This window comes from Bradyrhizobium sp. STM 3566 (assembly GCF_045571445.1).
Taxonomy (GTDB): Bacteria; Pseudomonadota; Alphaproteobacteria; order Rhizobiales; family Xanthobacteraceae; genus Bradyrhizobium; species Bradyrhizobium vignae.
This window is the reverse complement of sequence record NZ_CP120692.1, coordinates 7,125,649-7,145,686: the sequence shown is the minus strand read 5'-3', so window position 1 is coordinate 7,145,686 and position 20,038 is coordinate 7,125,649. Positions and strand designations below refer to the sequence as shown.

The window sequence follows — 20,038 nt, the reverse complement described above, 5'->3', positions numbered from 1 at the left end:
TGCTGACCTGCTCACGTCTTCGGCGCGACTTCCGCCGCGTCGAGCGCCGCGGCAAGGCGCTTCTCCTCGCCGTAATAGCGGGCGCGTTCCCAGAACTTCGGACGGCCGATGCCGGTCGAGCGGTGGCGGCCGATGATCTTGCCGTTGGCGTCCTCGCCGACCATGTCGTAGAGGAAGATGTCTTGGGTGATGATGGTGTCACCTTCCATGCCCATCACCTCGGTGATGTGGGTGATGCGTCGGGAACCGTCGCGCAGGCGCGCGGCCTGGATGATGACATCGATCGAGGCGCAGATCATCTCGCGGATGGTGCGCGAGGGCAACGAGAAGCCGCCCATCGTGATCATGGATTCGCAGCGCGACAGCGCCTCGCGCGGGTTGTTGGCGTGCAGCGTGCCCATCGAACCGTCATGGCCGGTGTTCATGGCCTGGAGCAGGTCGAAGGCTTCGGGTCCGCGAACCTCGCCGACGATGATGCGTTCGGGCCGCATACGCAGGCAGTTGCGCACCAACTCGCGCATTGTGACCTGGCCCTCGCCTTCGATATTGGGCGGGCGGGTTTCCAGCCGCACCACATGGGGCTGTTGAAGCTGGAGCTCGGCGGCGTCCTCGCAGGTGATGACGCGCTCGTCGTGCTCGATGTAATTGGTGAGGCAGTTGAGCAGGGTGGTCTTGCCCGAGCCGGTACCACCGGAAATCAGCACGTTGCAGCGAACGCGGCCGATGATCTGAAGGATCTCGGCGCCTTCGGGCGTGATCGCGCCGAACTTGACGAGCTGATCCAGCGTCAGCTTGTCCTTCTTGAATTTGCGGATGGTGAGCGCGGGGCCGTCGATCGACAGCGGCGGCACGATGGCGTTGACGCGAGAGCCGTCGGCGAGGCGCGCGTCGCAGATCGGCGAGGATTCGTCGACGCGCCGGCCCACCTGGCTGACGATGCGCTGGCAGATGTTGAGAAGCTGTTGGTTGTCGCGGAAGCGGATGCCAGTGCGTTGGATCTTGCCGCCGACCTCGATGTAGACGGTGTTGGCGCCATTGACCATGATGTCGGCGATGTCGTCGCGCGACAACAGCGGTTCGAGCGGGCCGTAGCCGAGAACGTCGTTGCAGATGTCGTCGAGCAGCTCCTCCTGCTCGGCGATCGACATCACGATGTTCTTGATCGCGATGATCTCGTTGACGATGTCGCGGATTTCCTCGCGCGCGGACTCCGAATCGAGTTTGGCGAGCTGGGCGAGGTCGATGGCCTCGATCAGTGCGCCGAAGATGGTCGCCTTGACCTCGTAATAATTGTCCGAGCGCCGGCTCTCCATGGCCGGAGGCGGCGGGGCCTTGGCAGGGGCAAGCGGCGGCGAGGCGACGGCCGGCGGAGGCGGAGCGCGCGACACCGTCGGCGCCTGAGCCTGGGCAGGCTCGAGCGACACGGCGCCGGGCTTGGGCGCCCGAAAGTCGGTGTCTGTTCCGCTACGCTTACCGAACACTTAACAACTCCATGCGGCGGCTTATCTTCCCCGCAACTTCTCAATCAGAGGTGAAAGCAGGGACGACTTTTGTTTCTTGGTCTCGCTGCGGCCGGTCAGACGCTGGGCGATCTGCAGGAACATCTCGATCGACTTGTGGTTCGCGGATATCTCCGCGATCATCTGGCCGTTGTTGGCCGCCGAGCCGAAGATCTGCGGCTCGAAGGGAATCGAGACGACCGGCTGGCTCTCGATCGCCTTGGCGAACTCCGCGGCGGCGATTTCGGGCCGTTTCGGCACGCCGACCTGGTTCAGGCAGTAGAGCGGCGGCCGGTCGTTGGGGCGCGCGGCCTTCAACAGATCGAACAGGTTCTTGGTATTGCGCAAATTGGCGAGGTCGGGCGCGGCCACGATCAGGATATCGTCCGCTCCGATCAGAGCGCGCTTGGTCCAGCCCGACCATTGATGCGGAACGTCGAGCACGATGCAGGGCATGGTGGAGCGCAGCGTGTCGAACACGGCGTCGAAAGCGTCGGTGCCGAAATCGTAGACCCGGTCGAGCGTCGCAGGCGCCGCCAGCAGGCTGAGATGGTCGGTGCATTTCGACAGCAGGCGGTCGATGAAAGCCGTATCGACGCGGTCGGGCGAGAACACGGCATCGGCAATGCCCTGCGGCGGATCCTGATTGTAGTCGAGCCCGGCGGTGCCGAAGGCGAGGTCGAGGTCGGCGACGACGGCGTCCATCGCGAGGTCGCGTGCGATTGCCCAGGCGACATTGTGGGAGATGGTGGAGGCTCCGACGCCGCCCTTGGCGCCGACCACGGCGATGATGCGACCGACCGCCTTGGCTTCCGGCGCCGAGAACAGGTTGCAGATCGAGCGCACGACATCGATCGCGCCGACCGGCGCGAGCACGTAATCGCTGACGCCGCGGCGCACCAGCTCGCGATAGAGCGTGACGTCGTTGATGCGGCCGATCACGACCACGCGGGTGCCGGCGTCGCAGACGGTGGCGAGCTGGTCGAGGCCGCCCAACAGATCGCTGCGGCCGTCGCTCTCGAGCACGATCACGTTCGGCGTCGGGGCCGAGCGGTAGGCCTCGATCGCGGCCGCCATGCCGCCCATCTGGATTTTCAGATGGGCCTTGCCGAGACGGCGATCCTCGCCGGCCGACTGGACCGCGGCGGCAGTCTCCACGGTCTCGCAAAAGGCCTGGACCGAGACGCGCGGCGCGGGCGCGATATGCTCCTCGACCGGCGGAGGAGCTGCTGCCGGCTGCTCTTCTTGTGTCTGGCGCGCGTAGCTGATCATTTGCCGGTGTCGCTCAGTTTGGCCTTGTCGGCGTCGGGATAGGTGGTCGCCGTCGTGGTTCCCTTGCGATACTTCTCCAGGCTGGTGATGCGCCGCGCCGTATACGACGGAGTTTCGGGCCGCGGCTGCTCGAGGTCCGACGGATTGTCGACCATGGCCGCGAGGTTGCGCTGATAGGCGCAGCCGTAATTGTAGTAATCCTTGTTCTCGAACCAGCGCTTGTTCTTCATCGAGGGGCCGATGTCCTCCGGCCACAGGCCGCAGGGGCCGGCGACCGCCGCGATCTTGGAATAGGTCAGCCGGATCGGCGGCAGGAAACGCTTGTCTTCCGGTTGATACGGGTGGACGCTGACGCCGCGTGCCGTAACGCCCGCCGCCGCCAGCATCGCCTGGATCTCACGCATCGTATCGGCAACCGGACGAGCATTGGGCGTATTGGAGGGCACGTCGATGCGAATGGCGCCGGTGCCTTCGTGCAACCATGCCGATGCGACGCCCATTACGTCGGCGCGCTGGGCGGCGGTCAATCCACCGCGGGCATGGCCGACGAAGACGACGATCGAGCGGTTCTGCTCCTCGACCGCGATCGGGTGGCGCTGCTTGTAATCGTCGGGAATCGAGGCCGTGAGGACCTCGTCGTGCTGGCAGCCGCCGAGCACGAGCGCCATGCCGACGAGCGCGCCACCGAGGCGGATGGCGCGTTTGCGAAGCTGGGGTGGTCTTGTGATCATCGTGAAGTCCCCGTTCCGCCTCAGTCGGTGATGAAGCCGTAGGTGCCGCGGTAGCTTTTGGCCGGTTCGGTCCGTCCGGGCACGCCGTAGAGCCGGTTGATATTGCCGATCAGCTGGGCCTGCGGATCCGCAGGCGGTGCGAAGCCGTCGTCCGGCCGCGACAGATCCTTTGGTGCCACCGCGCGAACGACATAAGGGGTCACGATCACGACCAGCTCGGTCGCGTTGTTGACGAAGTCGCGGCTGCGGAACAGCGTGCCCAGGATCGGGAGCTGCATCAGTCCCGGCAATCCGCTGATCGCCTGCTTGGTCTGCTGCTGGATCAGGCCGGCCATCGCCATCGCGCCGCCGGAGGGAATTTCCAGCGAGGTCTCGGCGCGGCGGGTCCTGATCGAGGGCACCGTCAGCGAGTTCACCGAATTCGAGGTCACCGCCTGCGACAGCGTGATCGCATTCTCGTTCGACAGTTCCGAGACCTCGGTCATCACCCGCAGGCTGATCTTGCCTTCGCTCAGCACCACGGGAGTGAAGTTCAGGGAGATGCCGAACTTCTTGAAGCTGATCTGGGTGGTACAGACATGCGTGGTGGGGTCGCAGGCATAGCCTGCCGGGACCGGGAATTCACCGCCGGCGATGAACGTCGCCGACTCGCCGGAGATCGCGGTCAGGTTCGGCTCGGCCAGCGTGCGGATCACGCCCGCGGTTTCCATCGCGCGCAGGGTGGCCTGCACCGACGGCGCGGCGCCGAACTTCGTGGTCAGGTTATTGCTGTCCACGAGGTTCTTGCCGAGAGCCGTGAACGGATTGGAGTTGGAAAAGCTCACCACCGACGTGCCGTAGTTGAGGTTGGCGGTCAGGTCGATGCCGAGCTGCTTGATGATGCTGCGCTGGACTTCCGCCACCGTCACCTTGAGCATGATCTGGTCGCGGCCGCGCACCACGATCGAGTTCACCACCTTCTCGGGGCCGCCGGCCAGGCGCGCGGCGAGATCGTTGGCCTGCTGCGCCTCCATCGGGTTGGCAGCCGTGCCGGTCAGGACGATACCATCGCCGAGGCCATCGATCTGGATGTCGGCATTGGGCAGGACCTGCTTCAGCGCGGCCCGTACGCCGTTGAGGTCGCGCTTGACCGCGATGTCATAGGCCGCAATCTGCTGACCGGCGGAATCGAAGAAGACGATGTTGGTCTGACCGACCGCGGCGCCGATGATATAGGCGCGCTGCGCCGAGCGGACCACCGCATTGGCGATCTTGGGATCGGCGACCAGCACGTCCTTGATGTCGCGCGGCAGGTCGATCACGATGGACTTGCCGACGCCGAGCGAGAGGAAACGCGCGTTGATCTGGCCGTCCATCGCGGCCGGAGCCACGGGGCGGTAGTCGGCAGCGACCGCCGGGTTGAGCGCCAGCGCGAGGGCGGCCGAAAACGACAGGGCGCGGACCAGCGAGGTTCGCATCGTCGCCGAATTTGCCCTGCATTTCATATCGACTGTCTTCATCGTGCCTTAGCCGTCTGACTTGGAATGCCGTAGCGAATGATCGAAACACCCTCTCGCTTCTGCGCGGAGTCATCGAGCGTGATTTCGCTCATCTTGACGTCGACGATACTGCGCAGCGCCAGTGACAGCGTGCCGCTCTGCCGCGCCGCGGACAGCGTTGCGGTCTGCGCGGGAGTGAGCTCGAGGGTGACGGTCTTGCCGATCACCGCGTTCTGGCCGTCCTTCTCCTTGGGCGCCTGGTCGATGGCGAGGACGCGGATATTGGCCAGGATGATCTCGGAGGTGACGACGTCGGGGGCGCCGCTGCCCTGGTCCGGGTTCTTCGACCGGCGCGTGAGCAGGACGTCGACACGGTCGTTGGGCAGGATGAACCCGCCTGCGCCGGTCTCCGGCGAGATCTCGGTCGAGATCGCCCGCATGCCGGTGGGCAGGATTGCCGCCATGAAGCCGGAGCCTTCGGCCTTGACCAGTTTCTGGTCGCGGATCGGCTCACCCTGAATGAACGGAGCCCGCGCGATCGAACCGGCCACCTGGGTCGCACCATCGGGGCGCTCGTTGCGGCGGATGAAGGTGGTGCTGGCGGTCGCGGCCGGCCAGGTCTGCCATTGCACGTCTTCGGGCTTCACGGTCTGGCCGAGGCCGATGTCGTTCTTGGCGACGAGGACGTCGAGGGTCGGCAGCTGCGCGACCGGAAGCGGAGGCGGCGCAGAATTGTCGGTGCCGCTCGCCAGGTACGCGGCGATGCCGCCGGCGCAGATGGCGACCGTCAGGACGACAATGCGTGCCCTATTCATACGCTTCAACTTTCCAACAATACGCCGCGACGCTACCGCCGCCGTGATCGGCAGTTGACCAGCTATTCGTCAAAGCATGGTTAATGAGGCGTATCTAAATCGCCTTAACGCCGGGTTTACCCGGTGCGTTCAGCGCAGTGCGAGGTGAGTGAGGTCGATCGCCTTCACCCATTCGGTCTCCGGGTAGACCATCAACGCGCTCAGCGCGAGCGCGATACCGTAAGGAATGCCGCTCTCCTTGTCGTGCAGCCGTGCGAGCCAGGCCTGAGCCGCGAGCCCGTAGGGCAGCGGCCATTGCCGGACCTGGAGCAGGAGCAGCGTCAGCGCGCCGCCGAACAGCGAAGCGTAGAGCAGGAAGTTCATAAGATGTGCAAAGCCGAACCAGAGCGCGACGGACGCCGCGACTTTGGCATCGCCGCCGCCCACCCAGCCCATCGCAAAGCAGGTGAAGGCCACGACCAGCAGAACCGCACCGGCGCCGATATGGCTCAGCATCTCGTAAGGTGCCATGCCACCGGCGAGGGCGAGCACGAAGAAGCCCGCCACCAGCGCCAGCGAGACGCGGTTCGAGATCGTCATCGTGAATAGATCACTCGCGGCGGCGAATGCCATCAGGGCCGGGAAGAGCAGAAGGCGCGCAAGGTCGAGGATCATGAGCTGCGTCTTGAGGCCTGGTTTAGTCGCGGATCGGGCGTCGCCGCATGCTAGCCGGCAGTGCTAAACAAACCGACAACGGCAGCAATGGTCTGAACAGCAGAACCCGCCGATAGCGAGTTCACAACAGGCTGGCAATGCGCGCGCCGAGTACGATCGTCGCGAGCAGCAGCGCAAGGCAGACCCAATAAGTGGGCGAGCCGGCCTGCGACGCGCCCGCATCGTTCGCCGTCACCGCAGCATCGGTTCTGTACTTACGCAACGCCACTGGAACTCGCCGTCTTCAAAAAACAAAGGCCCCGGAGATCCGGGGCTTTTGCCGTCGTTCGTCGGCTGCTTACTTCAGGCTGGACTGGATCGAGGTGAACTTGGTGTTCAGCGTGCCGCCGAGCTGGTTGACGACGGTGATGATGGCCAGCGCGATGCCGGCGGCGATCAGGCCGTACTCGATGGCGGTGGCGCCGGATTCATCCTTCGCGAAACGCGCAATCACGTTCTTCATGAATAACACTCCGTCTAGTGGGATCGCCTCGCTCGGCGCTGTCTTTGACGCGATGACCATGAGAGCCGAGCTCTTTCGGTAGAGTTAATTCGATCGGGTAAACCCACGCCAGGCGCGATGCTTTTGCCCAGAGTGAATTTCGCCTTAAGACGGTAGCTGCAATTCGTTCCGGTTCCGGATGCATCGGCAGCGCGGCGCCGGCTTCACCCTCCCTTAAATTTCGCGGAGTAGGCCTAAGCAGGACCGGAATTCGCAAGAGAGGCGACGATGTCGAGCCTGCCCATGCAAGTTGCCCTGATGCTCGGCGAGACCATCGTGAAGGTGATCCCCGTCACCTTCGTACTTGCTGCGATCTTCACAGTGCTGGAGCATTTCTGGGCCTGCAATCCCGGCGTGCCGTGGTGGCGCAAGCGGGAGATTCTCACCGACATCTGCTACTGGTTCTTCGTTCCGGTGTTCGCCCGCACCATGCGGATCGGGCTTCTGATCGTCGGTGCCGGCGTCGTCTTCAACATCCACGACGCGGACGAACTCATCGCCTTCTACGACGATGGCCACGGTCCGCTGTCGCAGCTGCCTCTATGGATGCAGGGCCTGCTGTTCCTGGTGCTATCCGATTTCATGCTGTACTGGCTGCACCGGCTTTTCCACGACGGCGGCTTCTGGAAGTACCACGCCGTCCATCATTCGTCGGAGGAGATCGGGTGGATCTCCGCGGCCCGTTTCCATCCCGTCAATCTCTTGCTCGGGACGATCAGCGTCGACGTCGTGCTGCTGATGGCCGGTATCTCCCCGAACATCATGATCTGGGTCGGCCCGTTCACCACCTTTCATTCGGCCTTCGTGCACGCCAACCTGAACTGGACCTTCGGACCGTTCAAATACGTGCTGGCGACGCCGGTATTCCACCGTTGGCACCACACTTCGCTCGAAGAGGGTGGCGACACCAATTTCGCCGGGACGTTTCCGATCTGGGACGTGCTGTTCGGTACCTTCCGCATGCCGGAGGGGAGGCTGCCGCAGGATTACGGCAAGGACGAAGCGACCATGCCGAAGGAGATCGGAGGCCAGCTCGCCTATCCGTTCCGCCATTAGGAGAGACCAGTGGGGCCCGCAAACGCCAGTCCGTTCAAACAATCGTCGGCGAGTTTGCGGAACGTTCACGAATTGGAGGCAGGTTGGCCGGGTCGGGCACCGGCTCCGCTGTTATCTCATCGCTTCTGCCGGTTTGTGACGTCCCGGGGTAAGAGTATGCGTAAAGAATTACTGCGCCGTCATGCGCGCGTCTGTCTTCTGGTTGCCGCCGCGGTGCTGGCATGGCCGGCCGCTGGCCTTGCCGAGCCTACCGCCGACATCATCGCCGTCAATGTCGATCAGGCCAAGCTGGTGCGGCTGCCCGGCAAGGTGGCGACCATCGTGGTCGGCAATCCCCTGATCGCCGATGTCACGCTCCAGCCGGGCGGCATGATCGTCGTGACCGGGAAGGGCTATGGGGCCACCAACTTCATCGCGCTCGACCGGGGCGGCGAGATTCTGGTCGACCGCCAGATCCAGGTTGAAGGCCCGAGCGACCGGCTCGTCACCGTCTATCGCGGGATTGAGCGCGAGTCCTACAGCTGCGTACCGCTTTGCCAGCGTCGCGTGACGCTCGGCGACAGTGACACCTATTTCAACAACACGATGAGCCAGGCCGGCTCGCTCAGCAGCAGTGCCAGCAGCGGCGGTGGTGCCGGTGCGGCCGCCAAACCCAACTAGCCGACCGGCGGGTCTGCCGGGGGGATCCCCGCCAGGCTGCTTGCGGATTCGCGCGCGGCGCGTTTCCGCGCTTCGGTTGGCGTCAGGTTAACGCATTCCTAACGGCGCGGTCCGCCGGACGCGGATCGCTTGAAACATTTAGACAATCAGTTTCCGCTATTGAACGGGCAGATGATCGCCCGTTGCTGGGGAATTTGACCTTATGCCATCGCCCGCACCTACGAGGTTCACGCTCCGGAAAGCGCTGGCCCGGTTTCGTGGCAACCGCCGCGGCTCCGCAGCCGTCGAGTTTGCGCTGGTCGCACCGATGTTCTTCGCGCTGTTGTTCGCCGTCATCGAGACGGCGCTGATGTTCTTCTCGAGCCAGGTGCTCGAGACCGTCGCGCAGGACTCGGCGCGCGCGATTCTGACCGGCCAGGCGCAGGCACAGGGCGGCTCGGTGGCGGCCTGTCAGACCACCCCCAACACGGTCTCTGCTTGCGATCAGACGACGTTCAAGACCTATGTCTGCAGCCAGATTCCGGCGCTGTTCGATTGCAGCAAGCTTTACGTCGACGTTGTCAGCACCAGTTCCTTCGGCGCGCTAAGCCTCACCAACTATGGCAATTCCTGCAACTTCAATCCCACCTCCGGCATGCAGTACAATGCCGGAACTTCCGGTCAGGTGGTCGTGGTGCGGCTGTTCTATCAATGGCCGCTCTTCGTCACCGGCCTCGGCTACAACATGGGATGCAGCAACAAGCGGCTGATGGTGGCGACCGTGGCGTTCAAGAACGAACCCTTCTGAGGCAGATGGATCTGAGCGGACCGATGCAGGCGATTGCGAATATCTGGAGGAATGCACGTTGCTTCGTGCGCGACTTCGTCGCCGACAAGCGCGCGCTTGCGGCGACCGAATTCGCGGTCATCGTACCGCTGATGCTGGTGATGTTCTTCGGCACCGTCGAGTTTTCGTCTGCCGTGGCGATCGACCGCAAAGTCACGTTGATTGCACGGACACTGTCCGATTTGACGTCGCAGTCGACGACGCTCGCCGATGCCGACATGCAGAACACGTTTACGGCAAGCATCTCGATCGTCATGCCTTACGACGCTACCCTCGTGAAGGGCACGATCTCCCAGATCTACATCGATGCCAACAGCATCGCCACGGTCCAGTGGAGCAAGGCCGGCACCATTGCGAGCGGCGCGACACAAGCCACGCTGGTGACCTCGGCTCGGAAGGCCGGGGACAAGATCACCACGATGATTCCCCCGACGCTCTTGATTCCGTCGAGCTATCTCATCCTGAGCGAGGCCAACTACACTTACACGCCGGCAGTCGGCTACGTGTTGAAGTCGAGCATAACGCTGGGCGATCTCTCCTACACGCGGCCGCGCCAGGTCGCCTGCGTGCCTTACAACGGCGTACCGTCGACGTGTTGAATTTGCGAGCCGACCCTGGAATGAAAAAGGCCGTGCGTCACGCACGGCCTTTTTTAGTTGCCTTGTTTGCTCTGCCTCGCTCGAGCCGGTCGGGGCTCAGGGCCGGCGGGCTCAGCTCGCAGCGCGGAGATTGTCCGCCGCCGACTTGCCGGAGCGGCGGTCGGACACGATCTCATAGGAGATCTTCTGGCCTTCGCGCAGCGAGCCGAGACCGGCGCGCTCCACGGCGCTGATGTGGACGAACACGTCTTGGCCGCCGTCGTCGGGCTGAATGAAGCCATAGCCCTTGGTTGCGTTAAACCACTTCACGGTTCCCATGCTCACGGGGGTAGTCCCTTCTCAGATAACACAATGTCGAAGCCCGCTCGCACGGGCAGGTTAGATCGAATTTCTGGAAGGGTCGTCAGCGTGTCTGAACCGGCTGTACCGGTGGATGCTAATGTCGTCCGGCCGAAAATCGATTAATTCATTTTATCGGAAACAGGGGCCCGAAACAATCCGGACGTGCACGATTTTTTGATCCACCGTGATGTCAACGGCAGATCATCAAACAGGTCGGAGTTTTATCTCGCGCCCCCGCGCCGTAGCCGACTAGCGGCGGCGGAACTGGCCGCCACGCTGTCCGGGACGGGGCGGTCCGCCCGCCGTGCTGGGGCGTTCGTCCTTGTGGCGGAAAATCAGCCGGCCCTTCTCGAGGTCATACGGCGACATCTCCACTGTCACGCGGTCGCCCGCGAGCGTCTTGATGCGGTTCTTCTTCATCTTGCCGGCGGTATAGGCAACGATCTCGTGTCCGGCGTCGAGCTGCACGCGGTAGCGGGCGTCGGGGAGGATTTCGGTGACCAGTCCTTCGAACTGGATCAGCTCTTCCTTAGCCATGAATTTCTCCAGGTCGTGGACGGCTAGTGCGAATAGGGTTTGCGGTTCGGTTGGCTGTTTGGCCGACTCTCGCGGCGCAAAAAGGCAACGCCTTGTATCCCATCAGGCGTCCCGGCGCTATGCGCGGAACGCTGTTCCGGACGGTCGACAGGCGATGAGTGCATCTTACCACCGGACCGGCGGCGGCGAGAACCCTTGGACGCATTCGGGCCGCTGCCGGGCCGTCCGTCAGCATGCCTTGCCTCGGCGTGCCGGCCTTCACCGTGCCTGCCGTCGCCTTGCTTGCCGGCACTATGGTGGCGCCCATCGGCATGCCGTTCGTCGCCACGCCGCCCGTCGCCATGCCGTGCGCCTTTTGGGCGCTGGCCGGGACGGCCGCCTGGCCGGCCCTGTCGTTGCTGCGACGGGGCGGGGCCGGCATCGCGGCGGCCGGCGTCGGTGCGATGGTCCTCCTGCGGCAGGGCCACGCGGATCAGCCGCTCGATGTCGCGGAGATAGCTGAGTTCCTCGCCGCCGGCGACCAGGGAGATCGCGGTGCCGTCGGCGCCGGCACGCGCGGTGCGGCCGATGCGGTGGACGTAAGTTTCCGGCACGTTGGGCAGGTCGAAATTGATGACGTGGCTGATGCCGTCGACGTCGATGCCGCGGGCGGCGATGTCGGTGGCAACCAGGGTGCGGATCTCGCCCGAGCGGAACTGGGCGAGCGTGCGCTCGCGGTGATTCTGCGATTTGTTGCCATGGATGGCGTTGGCAGCGATGCCGGCCTTGGCCAGCGTCTTCACCACCTTGTCGGCACCGTGCTTGGTGCGGGTGAAGACCAGAGCGCGGTTGATCGTTTCGTCTTGCAGCAGCTTGGTCAGGAAGGCGGGCTTGGCCGAGAAGTCCACCTGCAGGATACGCTGGTTGATCCGCTCGGCGGTCGAAGACACTGGGGTCACCGCGACACGGGCGGGGTCCCGCAGCATGGAGTCCGCGAGCTCGGCGATATCCTTGGGCATGGTGGCCGAGAAGAACAGCGTCTGCCGCTTGATCGGCAGCTTGGCGACGATTTTGCGGATGTCGTTGATGAAACCCATGTCGAGCATGCGGTCGGCCTCGTCGAGTACGAGGAATTCAACGCTCGAAAGCCTCAAGCCGTTGCTATGCACGAGGTCGAGCAGGCGGCCGGGGGTGGCGACCAGTACCTCTACGCCCGGCATCAGGGCGCGGACCTGGCGGCCCATCGGCACGCCGCCGATGGCGAGCGTCGAAGACAGGCGGATATGGCGGCCATAGGCATTGAAGCTGTCAAGGATCTGGCCAGACAGCTCGCGGGTCGGCGACAGCACCAGGACGCGTGCTGTCTTGGGCTGCGGCTTGATGCGGTTCTCGAGCAGGCGATGCAGGATCGGCAGCGCGAAAGACGCGGTCTTGCCGGTGCCGGTCTGGGCGATACCCACGACGTCGCGGCCGGTCAGCGCCAGCGGGATGGTCTGGGCCTGGATCGGGGTCGGGGTGACGTAGTTTTCTTCTTGGAGGGCACGGGAAATGGGATCGGCCAGGCCGAAGTCCTGAAAGGAAGTCAAAAGAGGGGTTCTTTCCATGTCAAAAGCGGACGCCCGGCGCATTCAGCGCGGCGCGCGCAAAAGGGTGTCGAGAAGACACCTGCGTGTTTGGGGTGTCGGATGGCTTGGGTGATATGGGGCAAGCCAGAGGCCCGGAGGGGCTTAAGAACACGCGGCTCGCTACGACCCCTTGATTCGCAAGAGGTCTCCGCCGCTTATATGGAACATCGAGGAGACGCTTTCAAGGCAACTCGGTCTCAAACAGCGGTTGCGGCGCAGAAATAGTGATGCCGGAAATTTAGCCAGATTTGGTAATTTGCTCAGAAAATAGCCTGCATGCCGCTTTCGCATACATTTAAATTGCCTGTAGTTTAGGCGGAATGACTGCGGCGAAACTTGGATTTCTGGCGATTTTATAAGTAGAGTCAATGAGTTGATGGGTGCTCAGTCCATGGCATGGTTCTTGCGATTCCGTTAATCGCAGGCGGCCATGGGGCCGTTTCGCAGCGTTTTCACGTCTGCGTCAGGGAGATGAGACACTCATGTTTAGCAAATCCACCCACGATATCGCGGCGTCATTTTGCCGCCGCGGCGTGCTCGCCGCGACGGCCGGACTGGTGCTTGGTCTGGCTTCATTGACTGGCGCGAAGGCCGCGGACGGCACCATCAAGGTCGGTGTACTCCACTCCCTGTCCGGCACCATGGCGATCAGCGAAACCACGCTGAAGGACACCATCCTCTTCCTGATCGACGAGCAGAACAAGAAGGGCGGCGTGCTCGGCAAGAAGCTGGAGGCCGTCGTCGTCGACCCCGCGTCGAACTGGCCGCTGTTCGCCGAAAAGGCGCGCGAGCTGATCACCAAGGACAAGGTCTCGGTCGTATTCGGCTGCTGGACCTCGGTGTCGCGCAAGTCGGTGCTGCCGGTGTTCAAGGAGCTCAACAACATCCTGTTCTACCCCGTGCAGTACGAGGGCGAGGAGAGCGAGCGCAACGTGTTCTACACGGGTGCCGCGCCGAACCAGCAGGCGATCCCCGCCGTCGACTACCTGATGAAGGAAGAGAAGGTGAAGCGCTGGGTGCTCGCGGGCACCGACTACGTCTATCCGCGCACCACCAACAAGATCCTGGAAGCCTATCTGAAGTCCAAGGGTGTCGCCCAGGAAGACATCATGATCAACTACACGCCGTTCGGTCATTCCGATTGGCAGACGATCGTGGCCGACATCAAGAAGTTCGGCTCGGCCGGCAAGAAGACCGCGGTGGTCTCGACCATCAACGGCGACGCCAACGTTCCCTTCTACAAGGAGCTCGGCAACCAGGGTATCAAGGCGAAGGATATCCCGGTCGTCGCGTTCTCGGTGGGTGAGGAAGAGCTCGCCGGCATCGACACCAAGCCGCTGGTCGGCCACCTCGCTGCCTGGAACTACTTCGAGTCGATCAAGACCAAGGACGGATCGAACGAGAAGTTCATCAAGGACTGGCAGGCCTACACCAAGAATCCGAAGCGCGTGACCAACGATCCGATGGAAGCGCACGTGATCGGCTTCAACATGTGGGTGAAGGCGGTCGAGAAGGTGAAGTCGACCGATCCGGACAAGGTGATCGATGCGCTTCCCGGCATCGAGGCGCCGAACCTGACCGGTGGCGTGTCGAAGATGCTGCCGAACCACCACATCACCAAGCCGGTGTTCATCGGTGAGATCAAGGCCAACGGCCAGTTCGACGTGGTCTGGAAGACCCCCGGCCTCGTCGCGGGCGACGCCTGGTCGAAGGAGCTCGAGGGCTCCAAGGACCTGATCGGCGACTGGGTCGGCAAGAAGTGCGGCAACTTCAACACCAAGACCAACAAGTGCCTCGGCTCGGGTTCCTGATCCCGACCTGACGCCCATTGCACGACCGGAGAGGGCGGCGATCCGGCCGCCTTCTCCACTCATTTCTGCCGGGGTCATTCACAGTGCCAGCCCATCTGTCTGCCCGTCTCTGCTCGCTTGCACTCTCGTTGTTGCTGATCGCGTTCGCGCTGCCGGCCTTCGCCGGTCCGTTCGAGGATGCAGTCGCCAAATTCGCCAATGACGATTTTTCCGACACGGAAGAGGCGATCGGTGTGGTCGCGGGCAGCGGCAACAAGCTGGCCTTTCCGATCATCAGCGCGCTCCAGGACGGCCGCCTCATGGCGGATCCTGACAGCAAGAAGGTTTACGTCACCGGCACCGACGGCAAGTCGATCGATGCCGCGACCGGCGAGACCGTTGCCAGCGTTCCCGACAGCGCGAGCGCGGTTCGCCTCAACAACCGCCTGCGCCGCAGCGTCGATGCCGCGCTCGGTAGCCTGACGCTGCAGTCGCCGGACGTCGGGACGCGCCTGCAGGCTGCGCAATCCGTCTTCAAGTCGCATGAAGAGACCGCGCTCGAGGCGGTCGATGCCGCGCTCGCCAAGGAAACCAACCGATCCGTCAAGGCCGCGCTCGGTGAGGCCCGCGCGGCGATCCTGCTGTTCAAGTCCGATGCGACCGAGGTCGAGAAGCTCGAGGCGGTGGCAACCCTCAAGGCGCGCGGCGACCAGGAGGCGCTGGCGCTGCTTACCGGCATGGGCGACCAGCCGGCGTCGGTCACCAAGGCCGCCACGAGCGCGATCGGTTCGATCCAGAACTCGCTCGCGGTCTGGTCCATGGTGCAGAATGCCTGGTACGGGCTCTCGCTCGGCTCGGTGCTGCTGCTCGCCGCGATCGGGCTCGCCATCACCTTCGGCGTGATGGGCGTCATCAACATGGCCCACGGCGAAATGGTGATGCTAGGGGCCTACACCACCTTCGTGGTGCAGGAGGTGATCCGCAGCCGTTATCCAGGCCTGTTCGACTATTCGCTGCTGATCGCCGTGCCGCTCGCCTTCCTCGTCGCGGGCGCGATCGGCGTGCTGATCGAGCGCAGCATCATCCGCTTCCTCTACGGCCGGCCGCTGGAGACGCTGCTCGCGACCTGGGGCCTGTCGCTGGTGCTGCAGCAGGCGGTGCGCACCATGTTCGGTCCGACCAACCGCGAGGTCGGCAATCCCTCCTGGATGAGCGGTGCGTTCGAGCTCGGCCAGATCACCATTACCTATAACCGGCTCTGGATCCTTCTCTTCACGCTCGCCGTGTTCGCGATCCTGCTCGCGATGCTGCGCTACACCGCGCTCGGCCTCGAAATGCGCGCGGTGACGCAGAACCGCCGCATGGCGGCTTCGATGGGCATCGCCACCTCGCGCGTCGACGCGCTCACCTTCGGCCTCGGCTCGGGCATTGCCGGCATCGCCGGCGTGGCGCTGTCGCAGATCGACAATGTCAGCCCCAATCTCGGCCAGAGCTACATCATCGACAGCTTTATGGTCGTGGTGTTCGGCGGCGTCGGTAATCTATGGGGAACCCTCGTGGGCGCCTTCACGCTCGGCATCGCCAACAAATTCCTTGAGCCGGTCGCCGGCGCGGTGCTCGGCAAGATCGCGATCCTGGTTCTCATCATCCTGTTCATTCAAAAGCGGCCGCGCGGCCTGTTCGCGCTCAAGGGCCGTGCGGTGGAAGCATGACCCCTCACATGCTGACGCGATCGCTGGACCGCGGCGCGACGATCTTCCTCGCGATCGTCGCGGCCTGCGGCATCCTCATCCCGCTCTCCAACCTGCTGCTGCCCGCGGGCTCGTTCCTGCAGGTGCCGACCTATCTCGTCGCGCTCTGGGGCAAATATGTCTGCTACGCGATCCTGGCGCTCGCGATCGACTTGATCTGGGGCTATTGCGGCATCCTCTCGCTCGGCCACGGCGCCTTTTTCGCGCTCGGTGGTTACGCCATGGGCATGTACCTGATGCGGCAGATCGGCACCCGCGGCGTTTACGGCAACCCGATCTTACCCGACTTCATGGTGTTCCTGAACTGGCAGAAGCTGCCCTGGTACTGGTATGGCTTCGACATGTTCTGGTTCGCAGCGCTGATGGTGCTGGTCGTGCCCGGCCTGCTCGCCTTCTGCTTCGGCTGGCTCGCCTTCCGCTCCCGCGTCACCGGGGTGTATCTCTCGATCATCACGCAGGCGATGACCTATGCGCTGCTGCTCGCCTTCTTCCGCAACGATTTCGGCTTCGGCGGCAACAACGGCCTGACCGACTTCAAGGACATTTTGGGCTTCAACGTGCAGGCGGAGGGCACGCGTGCCGCGCTGTTTGCGCTGAGCTGCCTGGCGCTGATCATCGGCTTCCTGATCTGCCGCGCCATCGTCTCGTCCAAGCTCGGCAAGGTGCTGATCGCGGTGCGCGACGCGGAATCGCGCACGCGCTTCCTCGGCTACCGCGTCGAATCCTACAAGCTGTTCGTGTTCACGGTATCGGCCTGCATGGCCGGCGTCGCCGGTGCGCTCTACGTGCCGCAGGTCGGCATCATCAACCCCTCGGAGTTCGCGCCGGGGAATTCGATCGAGGCGGTGATCTGGGTCGCGGTCGGCGGCCGCGGCACGCTGGTCGGCGCCGCGCTCGGCGCCGTCGTCGTCAACTACGCCAAGACATTCTTCACCTCGGGCGTGCTCGCGCCATACTGGCTGTTCATGCTGGGCGCGCTGTTCATCCTGGTGACGCTGCTGCTGCCGAAAGGCATCGTCGGCACCTTCAACGCCTGGTGGGCCTCGACCAGGGAAAAAAGCACCGCTGCAGCCATTGCGAGCGCCGCGGCCGAAAATGGCGTCGAACCCAAGATGGCGGAGTAGGCGCAATGAACGTCATGGATACCCGCGCGACCTCCGCAATGCTTTACCTGGACGGCGTGCACGTCTCCTTCGACGGCTTCCATGCCATCAACAATCTGTCGCTGACGCTCGAGCCCGGCGAGATGCGCGCCATCATCGGCCCGAACGGCGCCGGCAAGACCACGATGATGGACATCATCACCGGCAAGACCAAACCCGACGAGGGCACCGTGCTGTTCGACGGCGTCACCGACCTGACGCGCCTCGACGAGACCCGCATCGCCGAGCTCGGCATCGGCCGCAAATTCCAGAAGCCGACCGTGTTCGAGAGTCAGACAGTGCAGGACAATCTGCTGCTGGCGCTCAATGTCGATCACTCCGTCCGCGGCACGCTGTTCTGGCGCGGCAGCAAGGCGGAATCCGAGCGGATCGACAAGGTGCTGGAGACGATCCGCCTCACCGACGCCCGCAACCGCCTGGCCGGCAGCCTCAGCCACGGCCAGAAGCAGTGGCTCGAGATCGGCATGCTGCTGGCGCAGGACCCAAAACTCCTGCTGGTCGATGAACCCGTCGCGGGGATGACCGACGTCGAGACGCATCTCACCGCCGAGCTGCTGAAGGAGATCAACAAGACCCACACCGTGATGGTCGTCGAGCACGACATGACCTTCGTGCGCGAGCTCGGGGTCAAGGTCACCTGCCTGCACGAAGGCACGGTGCTCGCGGAAGGTACCATCGACCAGGTCTCGGCCAACGAGCGGGTCATCGAAGTCTATCTGGGACGCTGAGCCATGCTTGAGGTCAAGGACATCAACCTGTTCTACGGCGCGGCGCAGGCGCTGCGCGGTGTCTCGATTTCGGCCGAGCCGGGCAAGGTGACTTGCGTGCTCGGGCGCAACGGCGTCGGCAAGACTTCGCTGCTCCGCGCCATGGTCGGGCAATATCCGATCTCCTCGGGCGCGATCGTGCTCGACGGCAATGATATCACGGGCCTGAAGCCCTACGAGCGGGCGCGCAAGGGTATCGGCTTCGTGCCGCAGGGCCGCGAGATCTTTCCGCTGCTGACGGTCGAGGAGAACCTCAAGACCGGCTTCGGCCCGCTCAAGCGCGAGGACAAGCACATCCCGGACGACGTGTTTTCGCTGTTTCCGGTGCTGCAATCCATGCTCGGCCGGCGCGGCGGCGACCTTTCCGGCGGCCAGCAGCAGCAGCTCGCGATCGGCCGCGCGCTGGTGATGCGGCCGAAGCTGCTTTTGCTCGACGAGCCGACCGAAGGCATCCAACCCTCGATCATCAAGGACATCGGCCGCGCCATCTCGTACCTGCGCAACCTCGGCAACATCGCCATTGTGCTGGTCGAACAATATCTCGACTTTGCCTGCGAACTCGGCGACAGTTTTGCCGTGATGGATCGCGGCGCGGTGAAGTTCACCTGCGACCGCTCCAATCTCGACGCGAGCGAGATCAGCCGCCAGATGGCGCTGTAAGCCAATCTGTCGCGACCGGCTGGGGAGGCAGATGCGCAGCGACGTTTCAACCACGTCAGGGGTTTTCGAGGCGAATCGCGCCCGCGGCGCGGTGCGGTTCGACGTGCACGCACGTGACGGCGTGACGCGACGCGGCACCTTGCATGAATCCGGTTCGCTCCGTGTCCGCTTTCCCTCCCCGGAAGATCAGGGCCTGTCCGGCGTGTTCGTCAACACCGCCGGCGGAGTCGCCGGCGGTGATCGCTTCGACATCGAGATATCGGCGGCGGATCGCGCGCGATTGACGCTGACGACGGCGGCGGCGGAGAAGGTCTATCGCGCGCCGGGGCCCGCGGCGCAGCTCAATATCTCGCTCAAGGCCGGCGCAGGCGCGCATTTGTCCTGGCTACCGCAGGAGACGATTCTGTTCGACCGCGCCCGCGTGCAACGCCGCTTCGACATCGCGCTCGACGAGACTGCCTCGCTTCTGCTTTGCGAGATTGTCGTATTCGGCCGTACCGCCATGGGCGAGCGGATGGAGCAGGGCGAATTTGTGGACCGCTGGCGGATGCGCCGCGCCGGCAAGCTGGTGCTCGCAGAAACCGTCCGGCTCGATGGCGATATCGGCGCAAAGCTCGCGCGATCCGCGGTCGCCAGAGGCGGCGCGGCGATTGGCACGGCCCTGATCGTGCCCGGTGACGAGGCCTTGGTCGAACGTATTCGGGAAGCGTCGGGGTCTTGCTCCGGCGAGGTCGGAATCTCGGCATGGAATGGCTTTGCAATGGCGCGCTTCTGTGCCCAAGATGCGGCGCGCTTGCGCGCCGACATGATGGCCGCGCTGGCGCGCACCGGCGCGGCCCTGCCACGGCTCTGGCTGAACTGATGATTGGCTGAATTGACGTGTTGAACGGAAGAGATTTCGCATGAACCTGTCTCCCCGCGAAAAGGACAAGCTTCTGATCTCGATGGCGGCGATCGTGGCGCGCCGCAGGCTGGACCGCGGCGTCAAGCTCAACCATCCCGAAGCGGTTGCGATCATCTCCGATTTCATCCTCGAAGGCGCCCGCGACGGCCGCACCGTCGCCGAACTGATGCAATCCGGCGCGCAGGTCCTGACCCGCGACCAGGTGATGCCGGGCATCCCCGAGATGATCCATGACATCCAGGTCGAGGCGACCTTTCCGGACGGCACCAAGCTCGTCACCGTGCACGAGCCGATCAGGTAACTAGAATTCACCATTCCGGGGCCCCCGCAGGGCTAACCGGAATCCAGAGGTTTTGGTTTCGAGAATCCGTGTTCTCGCTTCGCGAGCC

General features: G+C 63.9%; 22 protein-coding genes. 11 read left to right on the top strand and 11 right to left on the bottom strand.

What is annotated here, in order from left to right; translation table 11 throughout:
- Window positions 1-11: 11 nt before the first annotated feature.
- The 8 genes from P6U27_RS33945 to P6U27_RS33910 form a co-directional block, all read right to left on the bottom strand.
- Window positions 12-1,481, bottom strand: a complete 1,470-nt coding sequence (locus P6U27_RS33945) for a CpaF family protein (RefSeq protein WP_122405762.1) — start codon at window positions 1,479-1,481, stop codon at window positions 12-14.
- 21 nt (window positions 1,482-1,502) lie between these two features.
- Entirely contained in the window at window positions 1,503-2,771 is a 1,269-nt protein-coding gene (locus tag P6U27_RS33940; protein WP_122405761.1) for an AAA family ATPase, read from the bottom strand.
- Window positions 2,768-3,502 carry a CpaD family pilus assembly protein gene (locus tag P6U27_RS33935; RefSeq protein WP_407193410.1) on the bottom strand — a complete coding sequence of 245 codons (735 nt, stop codon included), beginning with the start codon at window positions 3,500-3,502 and terminating at the stop codon, window positions 2,768-2,770. The genes P6U27_RS33940 and P6U27_RS33935 overlap by 4 nt, the downstream gene beginning before the upstream one ends.
- Before the next feature lie 20 nt (window positions 3,503-3,522).
- Window positions 3,523-4,986, bottom strand: a complete 1,464-nt coding sequence (locus tag P6U27_RS33930) for a type II and III secretion system protein family protein (protein ID WP_162500652.1) — start codon at window positions 4,984-4,986, stop codon at window positions 3,523-3,525.
- A gap of 11 nt (window positions 4,987-4,997) precedes the next feature.
- Window positions 4,998-5,795 carry a Flp pilus assembly protein CpaB gene (cpaB, locus tag P6U27_RS33925; protein ID WP_407193409.1) on the bottom strand — a complete coding sequence of 266 codons (798 nt, stop codon included), beginning with the start codon at window positions 5,793-5,795 and terminating at the stop codon, window positions 4,998-5,000.
- Between the two features lie 129 nt (window positions 5,796-5,924).
- A complete protein-coding gene (locus tag P6U27_RS33920) occupies window positions 5,925-6,449 on the bottom strand; it encodes a prepilin peptidase (RefSeq protein ID WP_122405757.1) in 525 nt (174 codons plus the stop codon).
- 121 nt (window positions 6,450-6,570) lie between these two features.
- On the bottom strand, window positions 6,571-6,711 hold the full coding sequence (locus P6U27_RS33915) for a hypothetical protein (RefSeq protein WP_407194552.1): 141 nt from the start codon (window positions 6,709-6,711) through the stop codon (window positions 6,571-6,573).
- Between the two features lie 75 nt (window positions 6,712-6,786).
- Window positions 6,787-6,951, bottom strand: coding sequence for a Flp family type IVb pilin (locus tag P6U27_RS33910; protein ID WP_122405756.1), 165 nt, complete (start codon window positions 6,949-6,951; stop codon window positions 6,787-6,789).
- A 267-nt stretch (window positions 6,952-7,218) separates the two neighbouring features.
- Here P6U27_RS33910 and P6U27_RS33905 point away from each other — a divergent pair, with 267 nt between their 5' ends.
- From P6U27_RS33905 to P6U27_RS33890, 4 genes are all read left to right on the top strand, one after another.
- Complete coding sequence (locus P6U27_RS33905; protein ID WP_122405755.1) at window positions 7,219-8,046, top strand: sterol desaturase family protein; 828 nt, start codon at window positions 7,219-7,221, stop codon at window positions 8,044-8,046.
- A 156-nt stretch (window positions 8,047-8,202) separates the two neighbouring features.
- Entirely contained in the window at window positions 8,203-8,706 is a 504-nt protein-coding gene (locus P6U27_RS33900) for a pilus assembly protein N-terminal domain-containing protein (RefSeq protein ID WP_122405754.1), read from the top strand.
- Between the two features lie 202 nt (window positions 8,707-8,908).
- Window positions 8,909-9,493 carry a TadE/TadG family type IV pilus assembly protein gene (locus P6U27_RS33895; RefSeq protein WP_122405753.1) on the top strand — a complete coding sequence of 195 codons (585 nt, stop codon included), beginning with the start codon at window positions 8,909-8,911 and terminating at the stop codon, window positions 9,491-9,493.
- A 23-nt stretch (window positions 9,494-9,516) separates the two neighbouring features.
- Window positions 9,517-10,131, top strand: coding sequence for a TadE/TadG family type IV pilus assembly protein (locus P6U27_RS33890; RefSeq protein ID WP_407193408.1), 615 nt, complete (start codon window positions 9,517-9,519; stop codon window positions 10,129-10,131).
- A gap of 111 nt (window positions 10,132-10,242) precedes the next feature.
- On the opposite strand, the gene P6U27_RS33885 is transcribed toward P6U27_RS33890, so the two are convergent.
- The 3 genes from P6U27_RS33885 to P6U27_RS33875 form a co-directional block, all read right to left on the bottom strand.
- Window positions 10,243-10,455, bottom strand: coding sequence for a cold-shock protein (locus P6U27_RS33885; protein ID WP_122405751.1), 213 nt, complete (start codon window positions 10,453-10,455; stop codon window positions 10,243-10,245).
- A gap of 267 nt (window positions 10,456-10,722) precedes the next feature.
- Complete coding sequence (gene infA / locus P6U27_RS33880) at window positions 10,723-11,010, bottom strand: translation initiation factor IF-1 (protein ID WP_024340539.1); 288 nt, start codon at window positions 11,008-11,010, stop codon at window positions 10,723-10,725.
- A 23-nt stretch (window positions 11,011-11,033) separates the two neighbouring features.
- Window positions 11,034-12,617 (bottom strand): DEAD/DEAH box helicase, encoded by a 1,584-nt coding sequence (locus P6U27_RS33875; RefSeq protein WP_129145006.1) that lies wholly within the window; start codon window positions 12,615-12,617, stop codon window positions 11,034-11,036.
- A 479-nt stretch (window positions 12,618-13,096) separates the two neighbouring features.
- Between P6U27_RS33875 and urtA the strand changes: the two genes are divergently transcribed.
- The 7 genes from urtA to P6U27_RS33840 all read left to right on the top strand — a co-directional run bounded on the left by urtA (window position 13,097) and on the right by P6U27_RS33840 (window position 19,950).
- Window positions 13,097-14,425, top strand: coding sequence for an urea ABC transporter substrate-binding protein (gene urtA, locus P6U27_RS33870; protein ID WP_122405749.1), 1,329 nt, complete (start codon window positions 13,097-13,099; stop codon window positions 14,423-14,425).
- Window positions 14,426-14,508: 83 nt separating this feature from the next.
- A complete protein-coding gene (urtB, locus tag P6U27_RS33865) occupies window positions 14,509-16,116 on the top strand; it encodes an urea ABC transporter permease subunit UrtB (RefSeq protein ID WP_122405748.1) in 1,608 nt (535 codons plus the stop codon).
- On the top strand, window positions 16,113-17,279 hold the full coding sequence (urtC, locus tag P6U27_RS33860; protein WP_122405747.1) for an urea ABC transporter permease subunit UrtC: 1,167 nt from the start codon (window positions 16,113-16,115) through the stop codon (window positions 17,277-17,279). The genes urtB and urtC overlap by 4 nt, the downstream gene beginning before the upstream one ends.
- A 5-nt stretch (window positions 17,280-17,284) precedes the next feature.
- Complete coding sequence (urtD, locus tag P6U27_RS33855; protein WP_129145007.1) at window positions 17,285-18,046, top strand: urea ABC transporter ATP-binding protein UrtD; 762 nt, start codon at window positions 17,285-17,287, stop codon at window positions 18,044-18,046.
- Between the two features lie 3 nt (window positions 18,047-18,049).
- Window positions 18,050-18,745, top strand: a complete 696-nt coding sequence (gene urtE, locus P6U27_RS33850; protein WP_091881260.1) for an urea ABC transporter ATP-binding subunit UrtE — start codon at window positions 18,050-18,052, stop codon at window positions 18,743-18,745.
- A 31-nt stretch (window positions 18,746-18,776) separates the two neighbouring features.
- Window positions 18,777-19,607, top strand: a complete 831-nt coding sequence (locus P6U27_RS33845; protein WP_129145008.1) for an urease accessory protein UreD — start codon at window positions 18,777-18,779, stop codon at window positions 19,605-19,607.
- Between the two features lie 40 nt (window positions 19,608-19,647).
- Window positions 19,648-19,950, top strand: coding sequence for an urease subunit gamma (locus tag P6U27_RS33840; RefSeq protein ID WP_027553946.1), 303 nt, complete (start codon window positions 19,648-19,650; stop codon window positions 19,948-19,950).
- Window positions 19,951-20,038 lie beyond the last annotated feature (88 nt).

What these genes read in the sequence shown, in the direction of transcription:
- P6U27_RS33895 (WP_122405753.1), top strand. Translation starts at nt 8,909, where the DNA reads ATGCCATCGCCCGCACCTACGAGGTTCACGCTCCGGAAAGCGCTGGCC.
- P6U27_RS33900 (WP_122405754.1), top strand. Translation starts at nt 8,203, where the DNA reads ATGCGTAAAGAATTACTGCGCCGTCATGCGCGCGTCTGTCTTCTGGTT.
- P6U27_RS33920 (WP_122405757.1), bottom strand. Translation starts at nt 6,449, where the DNA reads ATGATCCTCGACCTTGCGCGCCTTCTGCTCTTCCCGGCCCTGATGGCA.
- urtD (WP_129145007.1), top strand. Translation starts at nt 17,285, where the DNA reads ATGAACGTCATGGATACCCGCGCGACCTCCGCAATGCTTTACCTGGAC.
- urtA (WP_122405749.1), top strand. Translation starts at nt 13,097, where the DNA reads ATGTTTAGCAAATCCACCCACGATATCGCGGCGTCATTTTGCCGCCGC.
- P6U27_RS33910 (WP_122405756.1), bottom strand. Translation starts at nt 6,951, where the DNA reads ATGAAGAACGTGATTGCGCGTTTCGCGAAGGATGAATCCGGCGCCACC.
- urtC (WP_122405747.1), top strand. Translation starts at nt 16,113, where the DNA reads ATGACCCCTCACATGCTGACGCGATCGCTGGACCGCGGCGCGACGATC.
- P6U27_RS33930 (WP_162500652.1), bottom strand. Translation starts at nt 4,986, where the DNA reads ATGAAATGCAGGGCAAATTCGGCGACGATGCGAACCTCGCTGGTCCGC.
- P6U27_RS33890 (WP_407193408.1), top strand. Translation starts at nt 9,517, where the DNA reads ATGCAGGCGATTGCGAATATCTGGAGGAATGCACGTTGCTTCGTGCGC.
- infA (WP_024340539.1), bottom strand. Translation starts at nt 11,010, where the DNA reads ATGGCTAAGGAAGAGCTGATCCAGTTCGAAGGACTGGTCACCGAAATC.
- P6U27_RS33845 (WP_129145008.1), top strand. Translation starts at nt 18,777, where the DNA reads ATGCGCAGCGACGTTTCAACCACGTCAGGGGTTTTCGAGGCGAATCGC.
- urtE (WP_091881260.1), top strand. Translation starts at nt 18,050, where the DNA reads ATGCTTGAGGTCAAGGACATCAACCTGTTCTACGGCGCGGCGCAGGCG.
- P6U27_RS33940 (WP_122405761.1), bottom strand. Translation starts at nt 2,771, where the DNA reads ATGATCAGCTACGCGCGCCAGACACAAGAAGAGCAGCCGGCAGCAGCT.
- P6U27_RS33935 (WP_407193410.1), bottom strand. Translation starts at nt 3,502, where the DNA reads ATGATCACAAGACCACCCCAGCTTCGCAAACGCGCCATCCGCCTCGGT.
- P6U27_RS33905 (WP_122405755.1), top strand. Translation starts at nt 7,219, where the DNA reads ATGTCGAGCCTGCCCATGCAAGTTGCCCTGATGCTCGGCGAGACCATC.
- P6U27_RS33840 (WP_027553946.1), top strand. Translation starts at nt 19,648, where the DNA reads ATGAACCTGTCTCCCCGCGAAAAGGACAAGCTTCTGATCTCGATGGCG.
- P6U27_RS33875 (WP_129145006.1), bottom strand. Translation starts at nt 12,617, where the DNA reads ATGCGCCGGGCGTCCGCTTTTGACATGGAAAGAACCCCTCTTTTGACT.
- cpaB (WP_407193409.1), bottom strand. Translation starts at nt 5,795, where the DNA reads ATGAATAGGGCACGCATTGTCGTCCTGACGGTCGCCATCTGCGCCGGC.